This is a genomic window from Streptomyces tropicalis (assembly GCF_029269835.1).
GTDB classification, from domain to species: domain Bacteria; phylum Actinomycetota; class Actinomycetes; order Streptomycetales; family Streptomycetaceae; genus Streptomyces; species Streptomyces tropicalis.
In genome coordinates this window covers 341,734-362,069 of sequence record NZ_JARJBB010000002.1, presented here as the reverse complement: position 1 = coordinate 362,069, position 20,336 = coordinate 341,734, and the positions used below count along the sequence as shown (strand labels likewise).

Sequence of the window (20,336 nt, the reverse complement as noted above, 5' to 3'; positions counted from 1 at the left end):
CCTATGCGCCGACGGAGTCGCCGGACTCCGTGGAACCGCCCGCCACCGCGGGCCCCTCAACGCCCTCGCCGACCGCCGCGGACCCGTGGGCCTCCCCGGACGCGCCCGCGGGCTCCACCCGTACGGAGAACGCGCCCTCGGCGACCCGGGCCCGCAGCATCTCGTCCGGCGCCACCTCGGCCGGGTCCCGCACCACGTGACCGTCGGACCGCTGCAGCACCGCGTACCCCCGGGCGAGCGTCGCGGCGGGGGACAGGGCCACCACACGCGCGTGCGTGTGCGTCAGCTCCGAGTCGGCGCGGTCCAGCAGGTGCCGCAGGGTGCGCCGGCCGCGGTCCAGCAGCGACGCCACGTGGTCGGCCCGCTCGTCGACCATCCGGTGCGGGTCCTCCATCACCGGCCGGGCCAGCGCATGGGCCAGACCGCGCTCCTCCCGCTCCACGAACGCCCCCACGCAGCGGCGCGCCCGGTCCCGCAGCTGCCGCACCCGCTCGGCCTCCTCGCCGACGTCCGGGACGACCTTCTTGGCGGCGTCCGTCGGCGTCGAGGCGCGCAGGTCGGCGACGTAGTCGAGCAGCGGGGTGTCGGGTTCGTGGCCGATCGCGGACACCACCGGCGTGCGGCACGCGGCGACCGCGCGGACCAGCTGCTCGTCGGAGAACGGCAGCAGGTCCTCCACGCTGCCGCCGCCGCGGGCCACGACGATCACGTCCACGTCGTCCCGGGCGTCCAGTTCCTTCACGGCCTGCACGACCTGCGGGACCGCGTGCACCCCCTGGACCGCGACGTTGCGCACGGCGAAGCGGACGGCGGGCCAGCGGTGCCGGGCGTTCTCCAGGACGTCCCGCTCGGCCGCGGAGGCACGCCCGCACACCAGGCCGATCATCTGGGGCAGGAAGGGCAGCGGGCGCTTGCGCTCCCGCGCGAAGAGGCCCTCCCCGGCCAGCGTCTTCTTCAGCTGCTCCAGCCGGGCCAGCAGCTCGCCCACGCCTACCGGCCGGATCTCGGCGGCCCGCAGCGACAGCTGCCCGCGCGGGGCGTACCACTCCGGCTTCGCGTGCACCACGACGCGGGCACCCTCGCCGACGACGTCGGCGATCGTGTCGAACACCTGGCGGTAGCAGGTCACGCCGACGGAGATGTCGTGCGACGGGTCGCGCAGCGTCAGGAACACCACGCCCGCGCCCGGCCGTCGCGACAGCTGGGTGATCTGGCCCTCGACCCACACCGCGCCGAGCCGGTCGATCCAGCGCCCGATCAGCCGCGACACCTCGCCGACGGGCAGGGGGGTTTCGGGGGTCGTGGAGAGAGCCATGTCCGCGAGGGTAGCCCGCACCGCCGACAACCCCCAGTGTCCCGGCGTCCCCCCGGAACGCGCCCCGCCGATGCGGCCCCCACGCGCCCGGGCCGTCCCACCGGTGGGGCCCCGCCCGGCACGTCTCCGCGTCCCGTGCGCCCGTGCCCTCCGCGCCGTCACGTGTCGGCCGTGTGCCCCGTACGCGAGGGCGGTGCCCCGCCCCGGCACGCCCCGGTGTCCGGGGCCCGGGCCGCGCCGCCGCGCGCCGCGCCCCCCTTCCGCGGTGCGCGCCGTCGTCCGGGTGCGGGCCGTCGCCTCCCTCCAGGTGCCGCCGCGGTGCTCCCACCCGGGCCCCTCGGCCCTCCTCCGCGGGCAGGGGTACGCGATCTTCGGCCCCCCGATCGCGGCCTTACGATGGGTGCCATGACTGCTTCGCCTGGCCGCCGTGTCCTGCTCGCCGCCCCCCGTGGCTACTGCGCGGGTGTGGACCGCGCCGTGATCGCCGTCGAGAAAGCCCTGGAGCAGTACGGCGCTCCGATCTACGTCCGGCACGAGATCGTCCACAACAAGTACGTCGTCCAGACCCTGGAGAAGAAGGGCGCGATCTTCGTCGAGCGGACGGAGGAGGTGCCCCCGGGCAGCATCGTGATGTTCTCCGCGCACGGCGTGGCGCCCGTCGTCCACGAGGAGGCCGAGCGCGGCCGCCTCGCCACCATCGACGCGACGTGCCCCCTGGTGACCAAGGTCCACAAGGAGGCCGTCCGCTTCGCCGGCGACGACTACGACATCCTCCTCATCGGGCACGAGGGCCACGAGGAGGTCATCGGCACCACCGGCGAGGCCCCCGCGCACATCCAGCTCGTGGACGGTCCCGGCGACGTCGCCGGTGTCGAGGTGCGCGACCCGTCCAAGGTCGTCTGGCTGTCCCAGACCACGCTCTCGGTCGACGAGACCATGGAGACCGTGGACGCCCTCAAGGAGAAGTTCCCGCAGCTCATCTCCCCGCCCAGCGACGACATCTGCTACGCCACGCAGAACCGGCAGCTCGCCGTCAAGCAGATGGGCGAGCAGGCGGACCTGGTCGTCGTGGTCGGCTCCCGCAACTCCTCCAACTCCAAGCGCCTGGTCGAGGTCGCCAAGCTGGCCGGTGCGCGGGCGTCGTACCTGGTCGACTTCGCCGACGAGATCGACGAGGCCTGGCTGGAGGGCGTCTCGACGGTGGGCGTCACCTCGGGCGCGTCGGTGCCGGAGGTCCTCGTCGAGCAGGTGCTCGCCTGGCTCGCCGCGCGCGGCTTCGAGGACGTCGAGCTGGTCAGGGCGGCCGAGGAGTCCATCACCTTCTCGCTGCCGAAGGAGCTGCGCCGGGACCTGCGCGAGGAGGCGGCCGCCCTGGTCGCCGAGCGCGGCGGCTCCGGCACCCCGCAGGCCTGACCGCCTCCCGGATCCCGCCCGCCCCCTCCCCGGCGTGACTGTCCGTCGTACGCCGTAACGTGGAGCCATGCAGATCTTCGGCGTGGACATCGGCGGATCCGGGATCAAGGGCGCTCCCGTGGACCTGGACAAGGGCGACCTGGCCCAGGAGCGCTGCAAGGTGCTCACCCCGCACCCGGCGACGCCGGGCGCGGTGGCCGACGGCGTCCGCGAGGTCGTCGAGCACTTCGGCTGGACGGGCCCGGTCGGGCTGACCTTCCCCGGCGTGGTCACCGGCGGTGCCACCATCCGCACGGCGGCCAACGTCGACAAGGGCTGGGTCGACACCGACGCGCGCGCCCTGTTCGCCGACCGCCTCGGCGGCCTCCCGGTCACCGTGGTCAACGACGCGGACGCGGCCGGCGTCGCCGAGATGAGCTTCGGCGCCGGCCGGGGCCGCCGCGGCACGGTCGTGCTGCTCACCTTCGGCACGGGCATCGGCAGCGCCCTGTTCACCGACGGCGCCCTCGTCCCCAACACGGAGCTGGGCCACCTCGAGCTCGGCGGGCACGACGCGGAGAAGCGGGCCTCCAGCAAGGCCAAGGAGGACCACGACCTGACGTGGGAGCACTGGGCGCGCCGCGTCCGGAAGTACCTCGCCCACGTCGAGATGCTGTTCTCGCCGGAGCTGTTCATCATCGGCGGCGGCGTCAGCCGCAAGGCGGAGAAGTTCCTGCCCCTGATCGAGGGCATCAAGGCGGAGATCGTCCCCGCCCAGCTCCAGAACGACGCGGGCATCGTGGGCGCGGCGATGCACGCGGCGAAGTCCTAGCGGGGTCGGGCGGGCCGTACGGGGTGGGTGAACCGGGCGGGCCGGACGCCCGCCCGCCACGGGCCCGGCCCCTTCGGGGCTGCGTGCGAGCGCAGCCCCGAAGGCGCCGGGCCGTGTGCGGAGGACGCCCCGGGCTCACACGTGGAGCCGGCGGCTCCGCACCAGGAGGACCCGGCGTACCAGGGCGATCGTCCCGGCGAGCAGCGTGCCGCCGTACAGCCAGCCCGCCTGGGTGGCGAGGGCGGTGACCAGTGCCATCAGTCGGCCGCCGAGCCCGCTGCCGCCGTCCGCGACCGGGACCAGCCCCACGGCGAAGCCGATCGGCACCACGACGGGCGAGGTCAGCAGGTCGCCCCGGCGCATCCACACCGCCGTCAGCACGCACACCGGCAGGAACAGCACCCCGTACACGATCGGTGATCCGCCCAGGAGCAGCGCGTCCAGGGAACCCAGGGCGAGCATCAGCACCACGCAGAACAGCCCCCCGCCCAGCCCGGTCAGCCGGGGGTCGGGCAGGCGTCCGCTCTGCCGCAGGGCCGGGCCGCCGCCCGCCGGGCCCCGCGCGGGCCGACGTCCCGCCGTGCCGCCGCCGGGCCGTGCCGGGGACCGGGGGCCGGGCCGGGGCATGCTCCGGCCACCGCCCCCGCGCTCCGGGTGCCCCCCGCCGCCACCTCCCCCCTGGGAGGGCAGAGGCGGCCTGCCGCGTCGCGGTCCGTGCTGCTGAGGTCGCGTCCTGTGGTGCTCCATTGGACCAACCTAGGTCTGCTTATGTGCCGATTAGCCCATTGGACACGCCGTCGGGCCCACCTTGGCCCAGGGTTCGCCCGTCGTGGGGGACGTCCCGGCCACGCCGTAGACTGGTGGATCGGCCCGTGCACCGCTGTGGAGGACCCGGGCCCCAGCCCAGCTCCTCACCCCTCATCCTCACGTACGGGAAGTCGCAACGTGTCGCTCACGATCGGAATCGTCGGTCTGCCGAACGTCGGCAAGTCGACCCTGTTCAACGCCCTGACCAAGAACGACGTGCTCGCGGCCAACTACCCGTTCGCCACGATCGAGCCCAACGTCGGTGTCGTGGGCGTTCCGGACGGACGGCTCGCCCAGCTCGCCTCGATCTTCAAGTCGGAGCGGATCCTGCCGGCCACCGTCGACTTCGTCGACATCGCCGGCATCGTGCGCGGCGCCAGCGAGGGCGAGGGACTCGGCAACAAGTTCCTCGCCAACATCCGCGAGTCCGACGCCATCTGCCAGGTCATCCGTGCCTTCAAGGACGAGAACGTCGTCCACGTCGACGGCAAGGTCTCCCCGAAGAACGACATCGAGACCATCAACACCGAGCTGATCCTCGCCGACCTCCAGACCATCGAGAAGGTCCTGCCGCGCCTCCAGAAGGAATCGCGGATCAAGAAGGACATCGCCCCGAAGGTGAAGGCCGTCGAGGAGGCCAAGGAGATCCTGGAGAAGGGCGACACGCTGTTCTCCGCGGGCATCGTCCAGGGCTCCGGCAACGAGGAGCTGCTGCACGACCTGCACCTGCTCACCACCAAGCCGTTCCTCTACGTCTTCAACGTCGACGAGGACGAGCTGACGGACGAGGACTTCAAGAACGAGCAGCGCGCCCTGGTCGCCCCCGCCGAGGCGATCTTCCTCAACGCCAAGCTGGAGGCGGACCTCGCCGAGTTGGACGAGGACGAGGCCCTGGAGCTGCTCCAGTCCGTCGGCCAGGAGGAGCCGGGCCTCGCCACCCTCGCCCGCGTCGGCTTCGACACCCTGGGCCTGCAGACCTACCTGACGGCCGGCCCCAAGGAGTCCCGGGCCTGGACGATCAGGAAGGGCGCCACCGCCCCCGAGGCCGCCGGTGTCATCCACACCGACTTCCAGAAGGGCTTCATCAAGGCCGAGGTCATCTCCTTCACCGACCTGGTCGACACCGGCTCCGTCGCCGAGGCCCGCTCCAAGGGCAAGGCCCGCATGGAGGGCAAGGACTACGTCATGCAGGACGGGGACGTGGTGGAGTTCCGCTTCAACGTGTAGGGCGTGGCACACCATCACGTCGCCGACCTGGTACACCTGCAGGTCGGAAGGGGTCCGGCTCTTCGGGGTCGGGCCCTTGGCCCTTCCTCCGCAGGGAGAGTGCGGGGAGCCCTGCCCCCTCGTCCCCCGTCATCACTCCCTCGTCCCCGCTGCGCCGGGATCGCGCCGGCGCGGGACATCCACTAACGTCAATGTTAGTAACATCGTCGTTAGTGTCATGGGTGGAGGTCGGCAGACGTGGTCGATTTCGTGGGCCGCCGCCAGGAGCTGGCGACGCTGGAGCGAGAGCTGCAGAAGGTGGCGGCAGGGGTCGGCGGGGAGCGGCCCGGCCGGTGCGTGATGTTGCGCGGGCGGCGCCGGGTAGGCAAGTCGCGACTGGTCGAACGGTTCGCGGAGCGCTCCGGAGCCCCGTTCTTGTTCTACGCGGCGACCGGTTCGTCACCGGGGGACGATCTGACCCGGCTGGCCCGGGACGCCCAGGCGTCGACGCTGCCGATGGCGCGGCTGGTGGCCGCCGCGCGGCCGGAGAGCTGGGATGCCGCGTTCGACGTGCTGGCTGCGGCGCTGCCCGCCGACCGGGCGAGCGTGCTGGTCATCGACGAGGTGCCGTACCTGATGGATGCCGAGGGCGCCTTCGAGGGGATGCTGCAACGGGCCTGGGACCGGGTGCTGGAGACCAAGCCGGTGCTGCTGGTCCTCATCGGCTCCGATCTGTCGATGATGGAGGCTCTGAACAGCTACGGACGGCCCTTCCACCAGCGCGGCCGGGAGATGGTGCTGGGACCGCTGAACCCCGCAGAGGTCGGGCGGATGCTCGGGCTGGATCCGGCGGAGGCCTTCGACGCCGCGCTGGTCACCGGCGGGCTGCCGCTGATCTGCGCGGAGTGGCCGCGGGGTGGCGGGCTGTGGGACTTCCTCGGCGAGGCGCTGAGCGACCCGGTCTCGGCCCTGCTGGTGTCGGCCGAGCGCTCGCTGGCTGCCGAATTCCCGCCGCAGGCTCAGGCGCGTACGGTGCTGGCGGCCATCGGCAGTGGCGAGCGGACCTTCACCAACATCGCCCGTGCAGCCGGCGGAATCGGGGCCACGCCGCTGCAGCGAGCGCTGGAGCTGCTCACGGACAAGCGGATCGTCGCCGCGGAGCTGCCCGTGTCGCTGCGTCCGTCGAAGGATCGCCGCTACCGGGTGACCGATCCCTACCTGCGGTTCTGGCTGCACCTGCTCGGCCCGTCCATGGAGGAGATCGAGCGGGGGCGGGGCGATCTGACCCTGGCGCGGATCCGGGAGAGCTGGACCAGCTGGCGCGGCCGGGCGATCGAGCCGCTCGTCCGCGAGGCGCTCGCCCGGACCCTGCCCGACGACCGGCTCCCCGCGGCCCCCGCAGTGGGCGGCTACTGGACCCGCACCAACGACGTCGAGATCGACATCGTCGGGGCGGACCGGGCTCCCGTCGCCAAGGAGCTGCTGTTCGTCGGCTCCGTCAAGTGGCTGGAGCAGTCGCCCTTCGACCGGCACGACCTGGCAGCTCTCCACCGGCACCGCGCCGCCCTCACCGATGAGCCCGTTCCGGTGGTGGCGGTCTCGCGCAGCGGAGTCGACTGCCCGGGGCTCGATGCCGTCTACGGTCCCGGCGATCTGCTGACCGCCTGGCGGCTGTGAGCGGCGCACTGCAGGCGCGGCGACGTGTATGACCCCGTATTTCCACAGGCCGCACGGGCAGCCTTTGGCGCGGCGGACGCGTCCCGTCGGGCGGTGCGGTCATGGTGCGACCGTGGCCACTCGGCGTCGCTCGGGCCGCGAGACCGACAGCGGGCGGCCGCGTTCACCGGCCGTCCGGAGGGCAAGATCCGGTGCCGGTGCCCATTCCGGGCCGACCGGGTCTACGGGGTGGTCGCCCGTCCGTTTTCACCGACGGCCCCCAGCGCGCTCTCGGCCGCTGCCGTGACGATGCCGGTCTGGAGTTGCACCTGGTGGTCCACGGGCACCCGGCGCAACCGGAGGGCCTTCTCGAAGTCCGTGCACCAGGCGGTGAAGAGGGCGTCCAGCTCCTGGTGCAGTGCCGGGGCGGCGGCGTCGTCCGACGCCCTCAGCAGGCGCAGCAGGAGGCCCGCCGCGCGCAGCGGTTGCCGGCGGGCCACGATGTCCAGGGCGGTGACCTGAGCCGTCGTCGGCCGGCGGGGGTCGTCCTCGCCCGAGGCCGCGGCCGCCTGCCGGGCGAGCGGTTCCCAGGAGTCGGCGACCAGGTCGTAGAGGCCGTCGGCCATCCACTCGACCACGCGTCTGAGGGGGTCCTCCTGCGGCGGCGGCAGGAATCCGCGTGCCCTGTCCAGGACGGCGGTCACCTGCCGTCCGCCGTCCCGGACCAGTCCGGCCAGGTCGCGCAGGGTGCGGTGGGCGTCCGGGTGCGGGGACAGGTCGTCGGCCAGGTCGGTCGCCCACATGGGCACTTCGACGATGGCCGTGACGCCGCCGTAGCGCTGAGGTGCGCACCAGGTGGACCGCCCTATGTTCTCCGATCCGGCCGCCAGGCGGGCGGTGCTGTCCGGCGGCGGCAGGACGTGGACCGCGGGGCTGGGGTTCTCCCAGTACAGGGCGTCGTACGTGCCGCGCTGGAGGGGAATGCCGAGTGCGTCGGCGGACGCCCGGAACGGCTCGGCCAGTCCGGGGAGGTCGCTGGTCAACTGGATCCAGCTGCCGCCCACGTCGGTGCTGTGCAGGGAGCACTGGAGCACCGGCCGCAGTTCGTCGATCACGCGGAACAGCATCCGGCTCTCCGGGAGCGCCTGCCCCTCGATCGGTGCCCACTCCGGCTGCTCCGCCGCGACCGGGCGGTACGCGGAGCGGTAGTAGCCCTGCAGGGTGTGGCCGGGCGTGGTCGCCGCCCCGTCGTGTCCGGCCTCGCTCACCGCGGCGCCGTCCGGATCGAGGCACAGGACGATGTCCCAGGTGACGAGGGCGGGGCCGGTCGCCGCGGACGGGCCCGCGCCGCGCGCCACGTGCTCCGCCAGCGCGAGCGCGGTCGCGCCGCCGACCGGCTCGTCGGGGTGCGGCCCGGCGACCACCAGGACGTGGCGCGGGCCGTGCCCCACGGACAGCATCAGAATCGGGCGGCCCCCGCGGGACGTCCCGATGCGGCGCAGCCGGCCGGCTCCGGGGAACCGGTCGACCAGGCGCCGCGCCCCGTCGGTGACGTCCGCGACGGTGGGGTAGCGGTCCATCGCCTCCGTCCGATCAGGAGCCGCCGTTGCCGCCGCTGTCGCCGGTGGTCTCCTTCTTGTCCAGCGGACGAATCTCGATCCTGTTGCCCATGCCCTGTCCTTCCCCGTGCTGACTGCGGTGCAGAGAAATGACGTGCTCTTGCCAGAGTTCGGGCCTGCCGTGACGGTTGTCAATGACTGGTGCTGCCGGAGGAGCCGGTGCTGACGAGATTGGCGTGAAGATGACGCAAGCGATGCGAAGGCCCCGGATCAAGCCGGAACACCGGGCCTACCGGACGGTGGACGGCCACATCAGGATCGGGAGCGTCGTCCACGGCATAGGTTCCGAGGTCGAGGACCCGGACGGCTGGGTCTGGACGCTGGTCGAGGCCATGGACGGCACGAGGAACGCCGCGGACATCGTCGCAGAGGTGTCCCGTCGCCATCCGGGACTGCGGTTACCGGCGGTGGACATCGTCCAGGCGATGGCGGACCTCACCGCGGCCGGGTTCGTGGAGGACGCCGGTGCCGCGCCACCGGCGGAGCTGTCCGTGCGGGAACGTGAGCGGTACGGCAGGGGCATGACGCTGCTGCGCTGGATGGATCTCCGGCCGCGGGAGAGCGCCTGGGAGCCGCAGGTGCGCCTGCGTCGTGCCCGGGTCCTGCTGGTCGGCGTCGGCGGTACCGGTGGAGCCGCCGCGCGGGACCTGGTGGCCTCCGGAGTGGGGTGGTTGCACTGTGTCGACCCCGATGTCGTGGAGCTCTCCAACCTCAACCGGCAGACGCTCTACCGCGAGTCCGACCTCGGTACGCCCAAGGTCGACGCGGCACTGACGGCCCTGCGGGCCCTGAACGCGGGGACGACGGTCACCGGCGAGCGCCGGGAGGTGCGTGCGGCCGCCGACCTCGAAGCGCTGCTGACCGGCGGCGAAGAGGGCTATGACGTACTGCTGCTGGCCGCCGACCGCCCCGCCGTGATCCGCAGATGGGCCAACCAGGTCTGCCTGGCCTCCGGCACGCCGTGGGCCGAAGCCGGCTACCGCGGCCCGCTGGTGAGCGTCGGGGTCTTCGCGCCCCGCCGCGGTGCGTGCTGGGAGTGCCTGCGCATCGCCGAGGCCGAGCGGCGCGACCTGCGGCTCGCCCCCGGTCAGGACGAGGACGTCGCCTCGCCGCGCATGCCGTGGAACCCGGTCAACGCCGTGACCGCGGGCCTGTCCGGCAGTCTGCTGGCCCATGCCGCCATCGCGCTGATCTGCGGCGTCCCGCCGGTCGACCCCGGATACCGGTTCGGCCTCAACCTCATGGTGCCCGGCGACCCGATCATGGAGCGCTCGGGCCCGCGCCCCGACTGCCCCGCCTGCCGGGAGGAACCGGCCATGACGGGTACGGCCGTGACGGGCCCCGGAGACCTCGCGTGACCGGCACCGCGGCGCACGGACTTCCCCGGATCGAGCCGTCGACCCGCGTCCTGCTGCACGACCTGGCCGTGCGGCGCGACCGCGCCGAATGGATCGTGGGCCGGATGGCCACCCGGACCTTCGTCGCCGTGCCGGAGGCCGGGGCGCGGGCGGTGAGACTTCTGGGCCGGGGGACGAGCGTGGTCCGCACGGCGGCGATACTGCACGACGAGACCGGAGAGGACTTCGACATCCCGGAGTTCGTCCGCGACCTGGCCGCCCTGGGGTTCGTGGCGCGCATCGGGGACCGCGCGATCCCGGACGGCGAACCGCCACGGGCATCACTGCCACGGCTCCGTCCGCACCACGTCCGGTTCGCCCTGCACCCGGCGCTTCCCGCGGCCGCCGGAGCGCTGCTGGCGGCCGCCGTCGTCGTCCTGGTACGCCGTCCCGGCCTGCTGCCGGGCTACCGCGCCCTGCTGTGGAGTCCGCACGGCAGCCTGGTCCTGCTCACCGGGGCGGCAGCCGGATGGGTGCTGCTGCTGGCCCACGAGCTGGCGCACCTGATCACCGCTCGCGCCGCAGGCGTGCCGGGGAGGATGCGACTGGGCACCCGGCTGCAGTTCCTCGTCATGCAGACCGACATCAGCGGTATCGAACTCGCGCCGCGTCGGCACCGCCTGACGGCCTATCTGGCCGGTGTCGCCCTCAACCTGTCCGTGGCGTCCTCCCTGGTCCTGATCCTCTCCCTGCCCGGCACCGGGACGACGGCCCACCGGATGCTGTCCGCGGCCCTGCTGCTGACCCTGATGCCGCTGCCCTTCCAGCTGATGGTGTTCACCCGTACCGACCTGTACTTCGTGCTCCAGGACCTCACCGGTTGCCGGGACCTGTACGGCGACGGCCTCGCTCACGCCCGCCACGTATGCCGGCGGGCGGTGTTCCGCCTCCTCCCCGGCCGGAGCGTCGGCGCCGGTGACGACCCGAGCGCCCGGCTGCCCCCGCACGAGCGCCGGGCCGTCCGCCTCTACAGCGTCGTCCTCGTCGTCGGCACCGCGGCCTGTCTGACGTTCATGGCCGCCGTCACGCTTCCCGCCGACGCCACCCTGCTGGTCCGCGCGGTGCGGGGGCTGGGGCCGGGACACGGCCTTCCGCGCCGGGCCGATGCGGCGGCCGTGCTGATCACCCTGGGCGGAGTGAACATCCTGTGGGCGGTCACCCGGTGGCGCAATCGCCGATCACGCAGAACCGCGGGGGCGGCCTGACAGCGGTCCTCCCCGGCACGCGCGGTGCGCGCGGCGCCGCCGGGGCGACTCGATCGAGCGCGGGTCGGATCGTGGCCGACCGACCGCGCCGCCTCCCGGCCGGCACGGGGCCGACGGGCGCGACCGCGGGCTCCCCGCGTCTCCGGGGTCCGGGGTCCGGGGTCCGCCCAGGTACCCCTGCCCCGGTCCGGCCTACGCCCGGGCCAGTCCCGACTTCAGACCCGCGCCGCACAGCGGGACCACCGCCGACTTCGTGCCGAGGGCGCCCTCGCGGACGGCCGCCCAGCTCGCCGCCGCGGTGGACTCCACGTAGAGGCCGCGGGAGGCCAGGTCCAGCTGGGCGTGGCGGATCTGGTCCTCGGTGACGGTGAGGAAGGTGCCGCCCGATCCCCGGACCGCGCGCAGGATCTGACGGGCCCGCGGCGGGCGGGGGACGGCGATGCCCTCCGCGTACGTGGGGGCCACCGGCGTCGACCGGGGCAGCTCCTCCGCCCCGTCCGCCCAGGCCCGGGCCAGCGGGGCGACCGCGGCCGCCTGGACCGCCCACAGCGCCGGACGCCGGTCCAGCAGCCCGGCCCCGTACAGCTCGGCCACCGCCAGCGCGGCGCCGAGCAGCAGCGTGCCGTTGCCGACCGGCAGCACGAGGACCTCGGGCAGGCGCCCGCCGAGGTCCTCCCACAGCTCGTGGACGTACGTCTTGGTGCCGTGCAGGAAGTACGGGTTGTAGACGTGGGAGGCGTAGAAGGTGTCCGGCGCGTCGGCCGCCTCCCGGGCCGCGGCGCCCGCCGCCTCGCGGTCGCCGTCCACCACCACGGCGCGGGCGCCGTGCGCCTCGATCTGCTCCAGCTTCTTCGCGGACGTGCCCTCGGGGACGTAGACCGTGCAGGGCAGCCGTCCGCGGGCGCAGTACGCCGCGACCGAGGTGCCCGCGTTGCCGCTGCTGTCCGCCACCACCCGGCGCGGCTCCGCGCGCAGTGCCAGCTCGGTCAGCAGCACCGCTCCGCGGTCCTTGAACGACAGCGTCGGCATCAGGTAGTCCAGCTTCGCCGAGACGCCCTCGGTGAGCGGGACGAGCGGGGTGCGGCCCTCGCCGAGGGAGACCGAGGGCGCCGACAGCGGCAGCGTCTCCGCGTACCGCCACAGCGAGTTCACCCGCCCCGTCAGCGCCTTCAGGGGCGCGGGGGTCGGGGCGAAGTCCAGGTCGAGGGGGCCGTGGCAGGAGGGGCAGCACCAGGCGAGGGAGGCGCTCGGGATGCGGACGCCGTCGATCGGGCAGTATCGGTCCGGCAGAGGTGTCATGAGCGCAGGTTAGAGCGGCGCCGTGGCGTGGCCCGTGACCCGGCGCGGCCGGGTCACCCGGCCCGGCACGATACGGCTCGTGCCCCCGGGCGGACGGTGCACCCCGCCCGGCGCGGGATGCGGCACCCGGCCGGGCGGACGGGCAGCCCGTCCGGTGTGAAGACGCCCGCGGCGACCGGGTCGGCCGGCTCGCCCGGGCCGCGCGACGCGCCCCGTGCCCCGTGCCCTGTGCCCTGTGCCCTGTGCGGACGGTGCACCCGGGGCCCCTACGGTCAGCCGGCGCCGGCCGCCGGCCAGGCGCCGGCGCCGAAGCCTCCGGGCTGGGTGGCGGCGCCGAAGCCTCCGGGCTGGGTGGCGGCGCCGAAGCCTCCGGGCTGGGTGGCGGCGCCGAAGCCTCCGGGCTGGGTGGCGGCGCCGAAGCCTCCGGGCTCGGTGGCGGGGGCCGGGTCGGCGACCCAGCCGGCCAGCAGCACCAACCGGGTCTGCCGGTGCACCGCCAGGAAGCCGAAGGGCCGGTCGAGGACCGCCCGGACGACGGTGCTCGTGCACCGCGGCACGGGAGGCGCGCTGCCCGCTCGGGCGGCGACCGCCGTCACCGCCCCGGCCCGGAAGCCGAGCGCGCCGAACCGGGCCACCACCGACTGTCCCGCGGCCCCGACGGCCAGCGGCGCCCCGCTGATCCCGGGGAAGTGGCCGCGGCGGGCGTCCCGGGCCGCCGCCAGCCCGAACAGCCGCTCCAGCGCGAGCAGGTCGTGGTCCGCCCGTACCTCGTACGCCACGGTCGTGACATCGAGCGCCGGCGGCTGCGGCGTGGGGCAGGGCACCTCCTCGACGCTCAGTCCGGGGCCGGCGGGGCCGAGTGGCAGCGCCGCGCCGGACGTCAGCAGGTGCGGCCGGCCCAGGAGCGCGACCCCGGCCTCCAGCACCTGTCCCGGGGCCAGGTGCTCCGCGCCGAGCAGCAGGTGCACGTCGATGCCGTTGTCCCCGGGCACCGTGAGCCGGGTGACCGGTCCTGCGGGCGTGTCCGCCACGCCGGCCCGGTCCGTCCGCACGGTCCTGCGGTGCAGCCCCCGCAGGCTCCGCCCGCGCCACGGTCCGGCGTCAGGCCGCAGCCGGATCTCCTCGAAGGGGCGCTGCCACTCCGTGCGCAGCGAGAAGGCGCTCGCCAGGACCAGTTCCGCGTCGCCGGTCAGGGCGACCGGCATCCGCTCGACCAGGCCGCCGGTCCGGTGCGCGGCCCACGCGTCGAGGGTCTCCCGGTCCGCGTCGGGGTTGCCGGTCAGCACGCCGAGCGACGGGGCGGGCACCGCCGCGCGCCACTCCTCGCGCAGTTGGAGGGTGCGCCTCGTCCACAGTCCGAGGGCCGCGTCCAGTCCGTCCGCGGCCTCCGCCGCCGCGAGCAACTCCCGTGCCGCCCCGGCCGCCTGATCCGCCGGCAGGCCCAGCGCGGCGGACAGCTCCGCGCGTGTGGTGCCCGACGCGCCGTCGGCCAGGAACGCCAGAAGGGGCCAGACGCCGAACGCGGAGAACGCGGTGCCGCCGGTCGCTGCGTGCGCCCAGCGGGCCGTCAGGGCGTTCACGGCATGCACGGCCGCGTCGGCCCCACCGGCCCCGGGGGCCGTGACCGCTCCGTGAGCCGCACCGGTCTCGTGGGCCGCAGCGGCCCCGTGAGCCGCGCCGACCCCGTGCGCATCGGGCCCGTGAGTTCCGTGAGCCCCACCGGCCCCATGGGCCGGGGCGCCCGCGTGCGGAACCGCGGCCGGATGCGGGCCGGACGACGGACGCGGGGCGGGATGCCCCGTGCCCGGCCGGACGCCGTGTCCCGCGTGCCCCCCCGGTCCCTGGGGATGTGGGTGTCCCCCCGTTCGTCGGGGGTCGGGGTGTTCCCCAGGTACCCGGGGGTCCGCAGGGGCCGGTCCGCCCGGGTGGCCTCCCGGGCCCGGGCCGTGTGCGGCCCCCGTCGCTCCCCACGCGCCGCCGGCCGTGCCGTCGCCCGTCCTCATCCCGCCCCCAGGTGCTGTCGCTGAAACCCCAGGTGAAGGCTACCGCCGGACGAGGCGCCGACGGCGCGCCCGCCTTCCTGTGCCCCGTTTCGTGATCCGTGCGCCGTGCACGCCCGCCGCCCTCACGCCGTGCGAGGCGCCGACGCGGGCCGGGCACCGGACCCGGCTCGCGAGCCGGGTCCGGTGCCCCCGGGTGAGGTGGCCCCGGCGGTGGAGCGGCCCCGGACGGGGTGGCCCCGGCGGAGAGGTGTGGCGGCGCCCATAACGGGGAGAAACTGCCTGCGTAAAGCCCTCCGGGGGCACAAGTAATCACATCGAGTGATTCTCTGGCCTTCGCTTGCACCGCACAACCCACGGTTGCCACGCTGTAGCTGTCTGTACAACCTGATGGGAGCGGCCAGTGACTTTCGGTGAGCAGCCGGCGTATCTGCGCGTCGCGGGTGATCTCCGCCAGAAGATCGTCGAGGGTCTGCTGCCACCGCACACCCGCCTGCCCTCCCAGGCCAGGATCCGCCAGGAGTACGGCGTCTCGGACACGGTCGCCCTGGAGGCGCGGAAGGTCCTCATGGCCGAGGGTCTGGTCGAGGGCCGCTCCGGTTCGGGCACCTACGTGCGCGAGCGCCCCGTGCCGCGCCGCGTGGCCCGCTCCGGCTTCCGTCCCTCCACGGGCGCCACGCCGTTCCGGCAGGAGCAGACGGATGCCGAGGCCCGCGGCACCTGGGAGTCGAGCAGCGCGCAGGGCGAGGCGAACGCCGTCGTCGCCGATCGGCTCGGCATTCAGTCCGGCGACCGCGTGATGTGCACCAAGTACGTCTTCCGGGACGCGGGGGAGGCGATGATGCTGTCCACCTCCTGGGAGCCGCTCGCCGTCACCGGCCGGACCCCCGTCATGCTCCCCGAGGAGGGCCCGCTCGGCGGCATGGGCGTCGTGGAGCGCATGCGCGCCATCGACGTCATCGTGGACAACGTCGTCGAGGAGGTCGGCGCCCGCCCCGGCCTCGCCGAGGAGTTGCTCGCCCTCGGCGGCGTGCCCGGCCATGTCGTCGTGGTCGTCCAGCGCACCTTCTACGCCTCCGGCCGGCCCGTCGAGACGGCGGACGTCGTCGTCCCCGCCGACCGCTACCGCGTGGCCTACCACCTGCCCGTGAAGTGACCGTCGGAGCCGCCGGGCCGTAGCGCGTCCGGCGGGGTGGTGCGCGCCCCTGCGGCGACTCCCTCCGCGCGCCCGTGCCCGCCGTCCCGCGTCCCGGGCCGCGCCGGCGCCCGGATCCGGCCGTTCCCGCAGGTCGCCCCCGCGCCCCCCGGACCCTCCTGACCGGATGCAGTGATGCCCGCCGACGGCGCGTTCGTCATCGTGCGCCCCCTCCGTACTGGCTGGTTGCGTACCTCTTTGTGAAAAGCCGGATTCGCTCCGTGAAGGTGAGGCGTAGGCTCGGGCATATGCGGAGTGCGGTTTCCTGGGCGGGCGGAGCACGGCGCGGACCGGAAGCGAGAGGCGGAGGGGTGCGATGAGCGACGGCGCGGCCACTCTTCCCTGGCTCGTCATCCGGCAGGACGACAACGGCAATCGCTACCGCGTGGGCCGCTACGCCACCCGGGCCGAGGCCCAGCAGATCGCGGACAGCCTCGACGGCCGCGGCCACAAGCAGCTCTACTGGGTGGAGCGCATCGGGCCTGGTGGCGGGGGAGCCGGCGGCTGACCCCCATCCGCCGGGGCCGCGGTGCTCCCGTAGGCTCCGGCGCATGACCCGACGGATCGTGGTGGTCGGTGCCGCCCTGCTCGACGGCGGCCGCCTGCTCGCCGCCCGCCGCAGCGCGCCCGAGGAGCTGGCCGGGCGCTGGGAGCTGCCCGGCGGCAAGGTGGAGCCGGGCGAGGCGCCCGAGGCCGCCCTCGTGCGCGAACTGCGCGAGGAGCTCGGCGTCGAGACCGAGGCCGTCGCGCGCGTCCCCGGCAGCTGGCCCCTGCGGCCGCCGTACGAACTGCACGTGTGGACCGCCCGTCTGCTCCCCGGCTCCGCGGACCCCGCCCCCCTCCAGGACCACGACGCGCTGCGCTGGCTCGCCCCCGCCGACGTGTGGGAGGTGCCCTGGCTGGACCAGGACGTCCCCGCGGTCCGTGCGGCCCTCTCCCTGCTCGGCGACGGTTTCCGCAGCGCCCCCGGTGGATGAGGTGCCGCGGGCGGACCACCGCATCCGGCCGGACCCCGTACCCCGTTCGTGCCACTGTGCGCCGTCAGGGGCGGTACCGAGCCGTGGTACCGGGTATGTGCCCATTAACCCCATGAAAGCGGACGACAGTGGGCTTGCTGGCCTGGGAAGTGATCGGCGTGATCGACACCGACGGCGACTGCGCCGCGTGGACCTTTCCCGCCGACCCGGGGGCCGTGCGCACCGCACGTGCCGCCGTGCGCGGCCAGTTGCGCACCTGGGACCTCGACCGCGTCGGCGACACGGTCACGCTCCTGGTGAGCGAACTGGTCACCAACTCCCTGCGGCACGCAACCGGTCCCATCGGCGTACGGCTGGTACGCCCCGCCGGCCTGTCGGAGGTCCTCCTGGTCGAGGTCTCCGACACCCTCCCCGCGCCGCCGCGCGAACGCCCCGCCCACCCCGACGACGAGAGCGGTCGCGGTCTGCAGCTGCTGGCCGCCTCCGCCAGCCGCTGGGGCACGCGCCCGGACGACCGGGGCAAGACGGTCTGGTTCGAACTGGCGGTCCCCGGCGCCGCCCGCGTGTACACGTCCCCCGGTGGTGTCGAGCGACCGGATCGGACCGGTCACGGTTGACCGTCGGTGTGATTCGACGGGCCGTCGCCTGGTTAGAAGACTGGTTGTGTTGTCGCAGGCCGGACCGAAAAGCATCGGGATGGTGCTGTGATCGTGAACACCGTGTTGTGCGGCACCGTAGTGCTGGATACTGCGGGCAGCCGCCCCCGGTGACCGGTGCCGGACGCGGTGAGCTGGAGGGGACGGTTCGCGTGAGCGAGATACCAGCGAAGGCCACGGAGTCCGAGGACCCGTCGGACGGCGCGAGGGCGAGGGCCGCGGGCTCGACCGCGGCCGGTGAGGTGCCGCCGTCGGACGCCATGTGGCAGAGCAGCCCGCCCGGCTCCATGTACGACTACATCAAGGTGGCCTCCTTCTCCATCGGCCCGGACGGACTCGTCGACCAGTGGAGCCTGCGCGCCGAGCACCTCTTCGGCATCCCCGCGTCCCGCGCCGTGGGCATGGACCCCATCGAGGCCTTCGTCGATCCCTCGCTGCGCGAGCGCGGGCAGCGCAAGATGGCCGAGATCCTCGACGGGCGGGAGTGGACCGGTGTGGTCCCCTTCCGGATGCCGGACCCCGTGGACGGCGGACGCGGCGGGGAGGCGCTCGCCGAGGTCTACGTGATGCCGACGCGGACCGCCGAGGGCGACAAGGCCGCCGTGTGCATCGTCGTCGACGTCCGCACGCTGCGCCGGATCGAGACCGATCTCGCCGCTTCACAGGCGATATTCGGACAATCTCCCTTCGGGTTTCTGCTCATCGACGCCGACCTGCGGGTCCGCCGGGCCAACCAGCGCTTCGCCTCCGTCTTCGGCGGTACCCCGGACGAACACCGCGGCAAGGGCGTCCACGACTACCTGCCGCGCGGCGAGGCCGAACGCGTCGGCGCCACCCTGCGCCGCGTCCTGGAGTCCGGCGAGTCCATCACGGACATGCACGTCACGGGCTTCGTCCCGGGCTCCGAGGAGCGCCGGCACTGGTCCGTCAACCTCTACCGGGTGCACAGCGGAAGCGGCCGCCCCATCGGGATCGCCTGGGTCGGCACCGACATCACCGCCCGCCGCGCCGCCGCCCGCGAGGCCGCCGCCGCCCGGCGCAACCTCGCCCTGCTCAATGACGCCGGCGCCCGCATCGGCAACTCGCTGGACCTGGAGACCACTGCCCGCGAACTGCTCGACGTCGTCGTCCCGGGCTTCTGCGACCTCGCCACCGTCGACCTCCACCAGGGCCTGCTGGCCGGCGACGAGACACCCCCCGGACTGGCCGACGGAAGCGCCGAACTGCGCCGCGTCGCCTTCGCCAGCGCCGTCTCCGACGCGCCGTTCACCGGCACCGGCCCGCCCGTCGCCCTCGGGGCCGTCCACCACTACCCCTTCAACTCGCCCTGCGCGGACGCCCTGCGCACCGCCCGCCCGCAGTCCGTCCCCGGCGAGGACGGCGGCCTGGTGCAGTCCACGCTGATCGTCCCGATGGTCGCCCACGACACCGTCGTGGGACTCGCTCAGTTCGCCCGCACCAAGGGCAGCGAGCCCTTCGGCGACCGCGACCGCGACCTCGCCGTGGAGCTCGCGGCGCGCGCCGCCGTCTGCATCGACAACGCCCGGCTGTACCGGCGCGAGCACGAACGCGCCCTGATTCTGCAGCGGTCCCTGCTCCCGCCCGGCGACCCCGAGGCGTCCGGCCTCGACATCGCCTGCCGCTACCTGCCCGGAATCGCGGCCACCGGACGGCCCAGCGAGGTCGGCGGCGACTGGTTCGACGTCATCGAGCTGCCCGGCCACCGCACCGCGCTCGTCGTCGGCGACGTGATGGGCCGCGGACTGCGCGCCGCCGTCGCCATGGGCGAACTCCGCACCGCCGTGCGGACCCTGGCCCTGCTGGACCTGGAACCGGCCGAGGTGCTCTCCCAGCTGGACGAGATCGCCCGGGGCCTCGGCGCGCCCGGCGGGGTCCAGCAGGCCACCCGGGCGGCCCGCCGCCCCCGCGAGGCCGACCTGTCCGAGGTGTACCTCGCCACCTGCATCTACGCCGTCTACGACTCCGTCACCCGGCGGTGCACCTTCGCCAACGCCGGGCACCTGCCGCCGGTCCTGGTCGAACCGGGCGAGGACGCCCTGATGCTGGACGTCCCGCCGGGCATGCCGCTCGGCGTCGGCGGGGAGCCCTTCGAGGAGGTGGAGGTCGAACTGCCCGAGGGCGCCCTCCTGGCCCTCTACACGGACGGCCTGGTGGAGTCCCGCGACCACCCGCTGGACGAGGGGCTGCAGGCGTTCGTCGGCGCGCTCACCGATCCGGCGCGGCCGCTGGAGGACGTCTGCGACCACGTCCTCAACACCCTCGACACCCACCACGGCGAGGACGACATCGCGTTGCTCATGGCGCGCGTCCAGGGGCTGCCCGCCGACTCCGTCGGCGACTGGACCCTGCCGCGCGAGCCGCGCAGCGTCGGCCGCGCCCGCGAGTACGCCCGCACCCAGCTGGTCGCCTGGGACCTGGAACCCCTGGTCGACACCACCGAGTTGCTCGTCAGCGAGCTGGTGACCAACGCACTGCGGTACGGCGAGGGGGAGATCAGACTCCGGCTGCTGCTCGACCGCACCCTGGTGTGCGAGGTGTGGGACTCGGGGCTGGTGCAGCCACGGCGCCGGCGCGCCCGCGACACCGACGAGGGCGGCCGCGGACTCCAGCTCGTCGGCCTGCTCAGCGCGGCCTGGGGGTCCCGCAGGACCCCGCGCGGCAAGACCGTGTGGTTCGAACTGCCCCTGCCCGACGGTGAGAACGTCCTGACCGACCCGGCGGAGGCACTGCTGAGCCTCTTCTGAGGCTCCCCGGCGGAT

16 protein-coding genes are annotated in these 20,336 nt (G+C 74.3%); 11 read left to right on the top strand and 5 right to left on the bottom strand.

Annotated elements, in window-relative coordinates:
- Position 1: 1 nt before the first annotated feature.
- Positions 2-1,315 (bottom strand): exodeoxyribonuclease VII large subunit, encoded by a 1,314-nt coding sequence (gene xseA, locus P3H78_RS05570; RefSeq protein WP_276107639.1) that lies wholly within the window; start codon positions 1,313-1,315, stop codon positions 2-4.
- 396 nt (positions 1,316-1,711) lie between these two features.
- Here xseA and P3H78_RS05565 point away from each other — a divergent pair, with 396 nt between their 5' ends.
- Both P3H78_RS05565 and ppgK read left to right on the top strand, forming a co-directional pair.
- On the top strand, positions 1,712-2,728 hold the full coding sequence (locus P3H78_RS05565) for a 4-hydroxy-3-methylbut-2-enyl diphosphate reductase (RefSeq protein WP_276107638.1): 1,017 nt from the start codon (positions 1,712-1,714) through the stop codon (positions 2,726-2,728).
- 67 nt (positions 2,729-2,795) lie between these two features.
- Positions 2,796-3,539, top strand: a complete 744-nt coding sequence (gene ppgK / locus P3H78_RS05560) for a polyphosphate--glucose phosphotransferase (protein WP_276107637.1) — start codon at positions 2,796-2,798, stop codon at positions 3,537-3,539.
- 135 nt (positions 3,540-3,674) lie between these two features.
- Here the strand turns inward: ppgK and P3H78_RS05555 are convergent, their stop codons facing one another.
- Complete coding sequence (locus P3H78_RS05555; RefSeq protein ID WP_438827907.1) at positions 3,675-4,166, bottom strand: DUF6542 domain-containing protein; 492 nt, start codon at positions 4,164-4,166, stop codon at positions 3,675-3,677.
- 318 nt (positions 4,167-4,484) lie between these two features.
- Here P3H78_RS05555 and ychF point away from each other — a divergent pair, with 318 nt between their 5' ends.
- Positions 4,485-5,573 (top strand): redox-regulated ATPase YchF, encoded by a 1,089-nt coding sequence (gene ychF, locus P3H78_RS05550; protein ID WP_276107635.1) that lies wholly within the window; start codon positions 4,485-4,487, stop codon positions 5,571-5,573.
- A 237-nt stretch (positions 5,574-5,810) separates the two neighbouring features.
- Positions 5,811-7,229, top strand: coding sequence for an ATP-binding protein (locus P3H78_RS05545; protein ID WP_276107634.1), 1,419 nt, complete (start codon positions 5,811-5,813; stop codon positions 7,227-7,229).
- Positions 7,230-7,450: 221 nt separating this feature from the next.
- Here the strand turns inward: P3H78_RS05545 and P3H78_RS05540 are convergent, their stop codons facing one another.
- Complete coding sequence (locus P3H78_RS05540) at positions 7,451-8,788, bottom strand: M14 family zinc carboxypeptidase (protein ID WP_276107633.1); 1,338 nt, start codon at positions 8,786-8,788, stop codon at positions 7,451-7,453.
- A 221-nt stretch (positions 8,789-9,009) separates the two neighbouring features.
- Here P3H78_RS05540 and P3H78_RS05535 point away from each other — a divergent pair, with 221 nt between their 5' ends.
- Together P3H78_RS05535 and P3H78_RS05530 are read left to right on the top strand one after the other, a co-directional pair.
- Positions 9,010-10,185 carry a ThiF family adenylyltransferase gene (locus tag P3H78_RS05535; protein WP_276107854.1) on the top strand — a complete coding sequence of 392 codons (1,176 nt, stop codon included), beginning with the start codon at positions 9,010-9,012 and terminating at the stop codon, positions 10,183-10,185.
- The gene (locus tag P3H78_RS05530; RefSeq protein WP_276107632.1) at positions 10,182-11,429 is read left to right on the top strand and encodes a hypothetical protein; all 1,248 of its coding nucleotides are present in this window, start codon (positions 10,182-10,184) and stop codon (positions 11,427-11,429) included. The genes P3H78_RS05535 and P3H78_RS05530 overlap by 4 nt, the downstream gene beginning before the upstream one ends.
- Before the next feature lie 192 nt (positions 11,430-11,621).
- On the opposite strand, the gene P3H78_RS05525 is transcribed toward P3H78_RS05530, so the two are convergent.
- Positions 11,622-12,728, bottom strand: a complete 1,107-nt coding sequence (locus tag P3H78_RS05525; RefSeq protein ID WP_276107631.1) for a pyridoxal-phosphate dependent enzyme — start codon at positions 12,726-12,728, stop codon at positions 11,622-11,624.
- 272 nt (positions 12,729-13,000) lie between these two features.
- Positions 13,001-14,308, bottom strand: a complete 1,308-nt coding sequence (locus P3H78_RS05520; RefSeq protein ID WP_276107630.1) for a serpin family protein — start codon at positions 14,306-14,308, stop codon at positions 13,001-13,003.
- Between the two features lie 823 nt (positions 14,309-15,131).
- Here P3H78_RS05520 and P3H78_RS05515 point away from each other — a divergent pair.
- The 5 genes from P3H78_RS05515 (at position 15,132) to P3H78_RS05495 (ending at position 20,321) form a co-directional block, all read left to right on the top strand.
- Entirely contained in the window at positions 15,132-15,884 is a 753-nt protein-coding gene (locus P3H78_RS05515; protein WP_276107629.1) for a GntR family transcriptional regulator, read from the top strand.
- Positions 15,885-16,239: 355 nt separating this feature from the next.
- Positions 16,240-16,431, top strand: coding sequence for an SPOR domain-containing protein (locus P3H78_RS05510; protein WP_276107628.1), 192 nt, complete (start codon positions 16,240-16,242; stop codon positions 16,429-16,431).
- A 43-nt stretch (positions 16,432-16,474) separates the two neighbouring features.
- Positions 16,475-16,900 carry a (deoxy)nucleoside triphosphate pyrophosphohydrolase gene (locus P3H78_RS05505; RefSeq protein WP_276107627.1) on the top strand — a complete coding sequence of 142 codons (426 nt, stop codon included), beginning with the start codon at positions 16,475-16,477 and terminating at the stop codon, positions 16,898-16,900.
- A gap of 128 nt (positions 16,901-17,028) precedes the next feature.
- Positions 17,029-17,517: an ATP-binding protein gene (locus tag P3H78_RS05500; protein ID WP_276107626.1), complete on the top strand. Its 489-nt coding sequence runs from the start codon at positions 17,029-17,031 to the stop codon at positions 17,515-17,517.
- A gap of 191 nt (positions 17,518-17,708) precedes the next feature.
- Positions 17,709-20,321: a SpoIIE family protein phosphatase gene (locus P3H78_RS05495; RefSeq protein WP_276107625.1), complete on the top strand. Its 2,613-nt coding sequence runs from the start codon at positions 17,709-17,711 to the stop codon at positions 20,319-20,321.
- The last annotated feature ends 15 nt before the right edge of the window (positions 20,322-20,336 follow it).

What these genes read in the sequence shown, in the direction of transcription:
- ppgK (WP_276107637.1), top strand. Translation starts at nt 2,796, where the DNA reads ATGCAGATCTTCGGCGTGGACATCGGCGGATCCGGGATCAAGGGCGCT.
- P3H78_RS05510 (WP_276107628.1), top strand. Translation starts at nt 16,240, where the DNA reads ATGAGCGACGGCGCGGCCACTCTTCCCTGGCTCGTCATCCGGCAGGAC.
- P3H78_RS05555 (WP_438827907.1), bottom strand. Translation starts at nt 4,166, where the DNA reads ATGCCCCGGCCCGGCCCCCGGTCCCCGGCACGGCCCGGCGGCGGCACG.
- P3H78_RS05505 (WP_276107627.1), top strand. Translation starts at nt 16,475, where the DNA reads ATGACCCGACGGATCGTGGTGGTCGGTGCCGCCCTGCTCGACGGCGGC.
- xseA (WP_276107639.1), bottom strand. Translation starts at nt 1,315, where the DNA reads ATGGCTCTCTCCACGACCCCCGAAACCCCCCTGCCCGTCGGCGAGGTG.
- P3H78_RS05535 (WP_276107854.1), top strand. Translation starts at nt 9,010, where the DNA reads ATGACGCAAGCGATGCGAAGGCCCCGGATCAAGCCGGAACACCGGGCC.
- P3H78_RS05565 (WP_276107638.1), top strand. Translation starts at nt 1,712, where the DNA reads ATGGGTGCCATGACTGCTTCGCCTGGCCGCCGTGTCCTGCTCGCCGCC.
- P3H78_RS05540 (WP_276107633.1), bottom strand. Translation starts at nt 8,788, where the DNA reads ATGGACCGCTACCCCACCGTCGCGGACGTCACCGACGGGGCGCGGCGC.
- P3H78_RS05525 (WP_276107631.1), bottom strand. Translation starts at nt 12,728, where the DNA reads ATGACACCTCTGCCGGACCGATACTGCCCGATCGACGGCGTCCGCATC.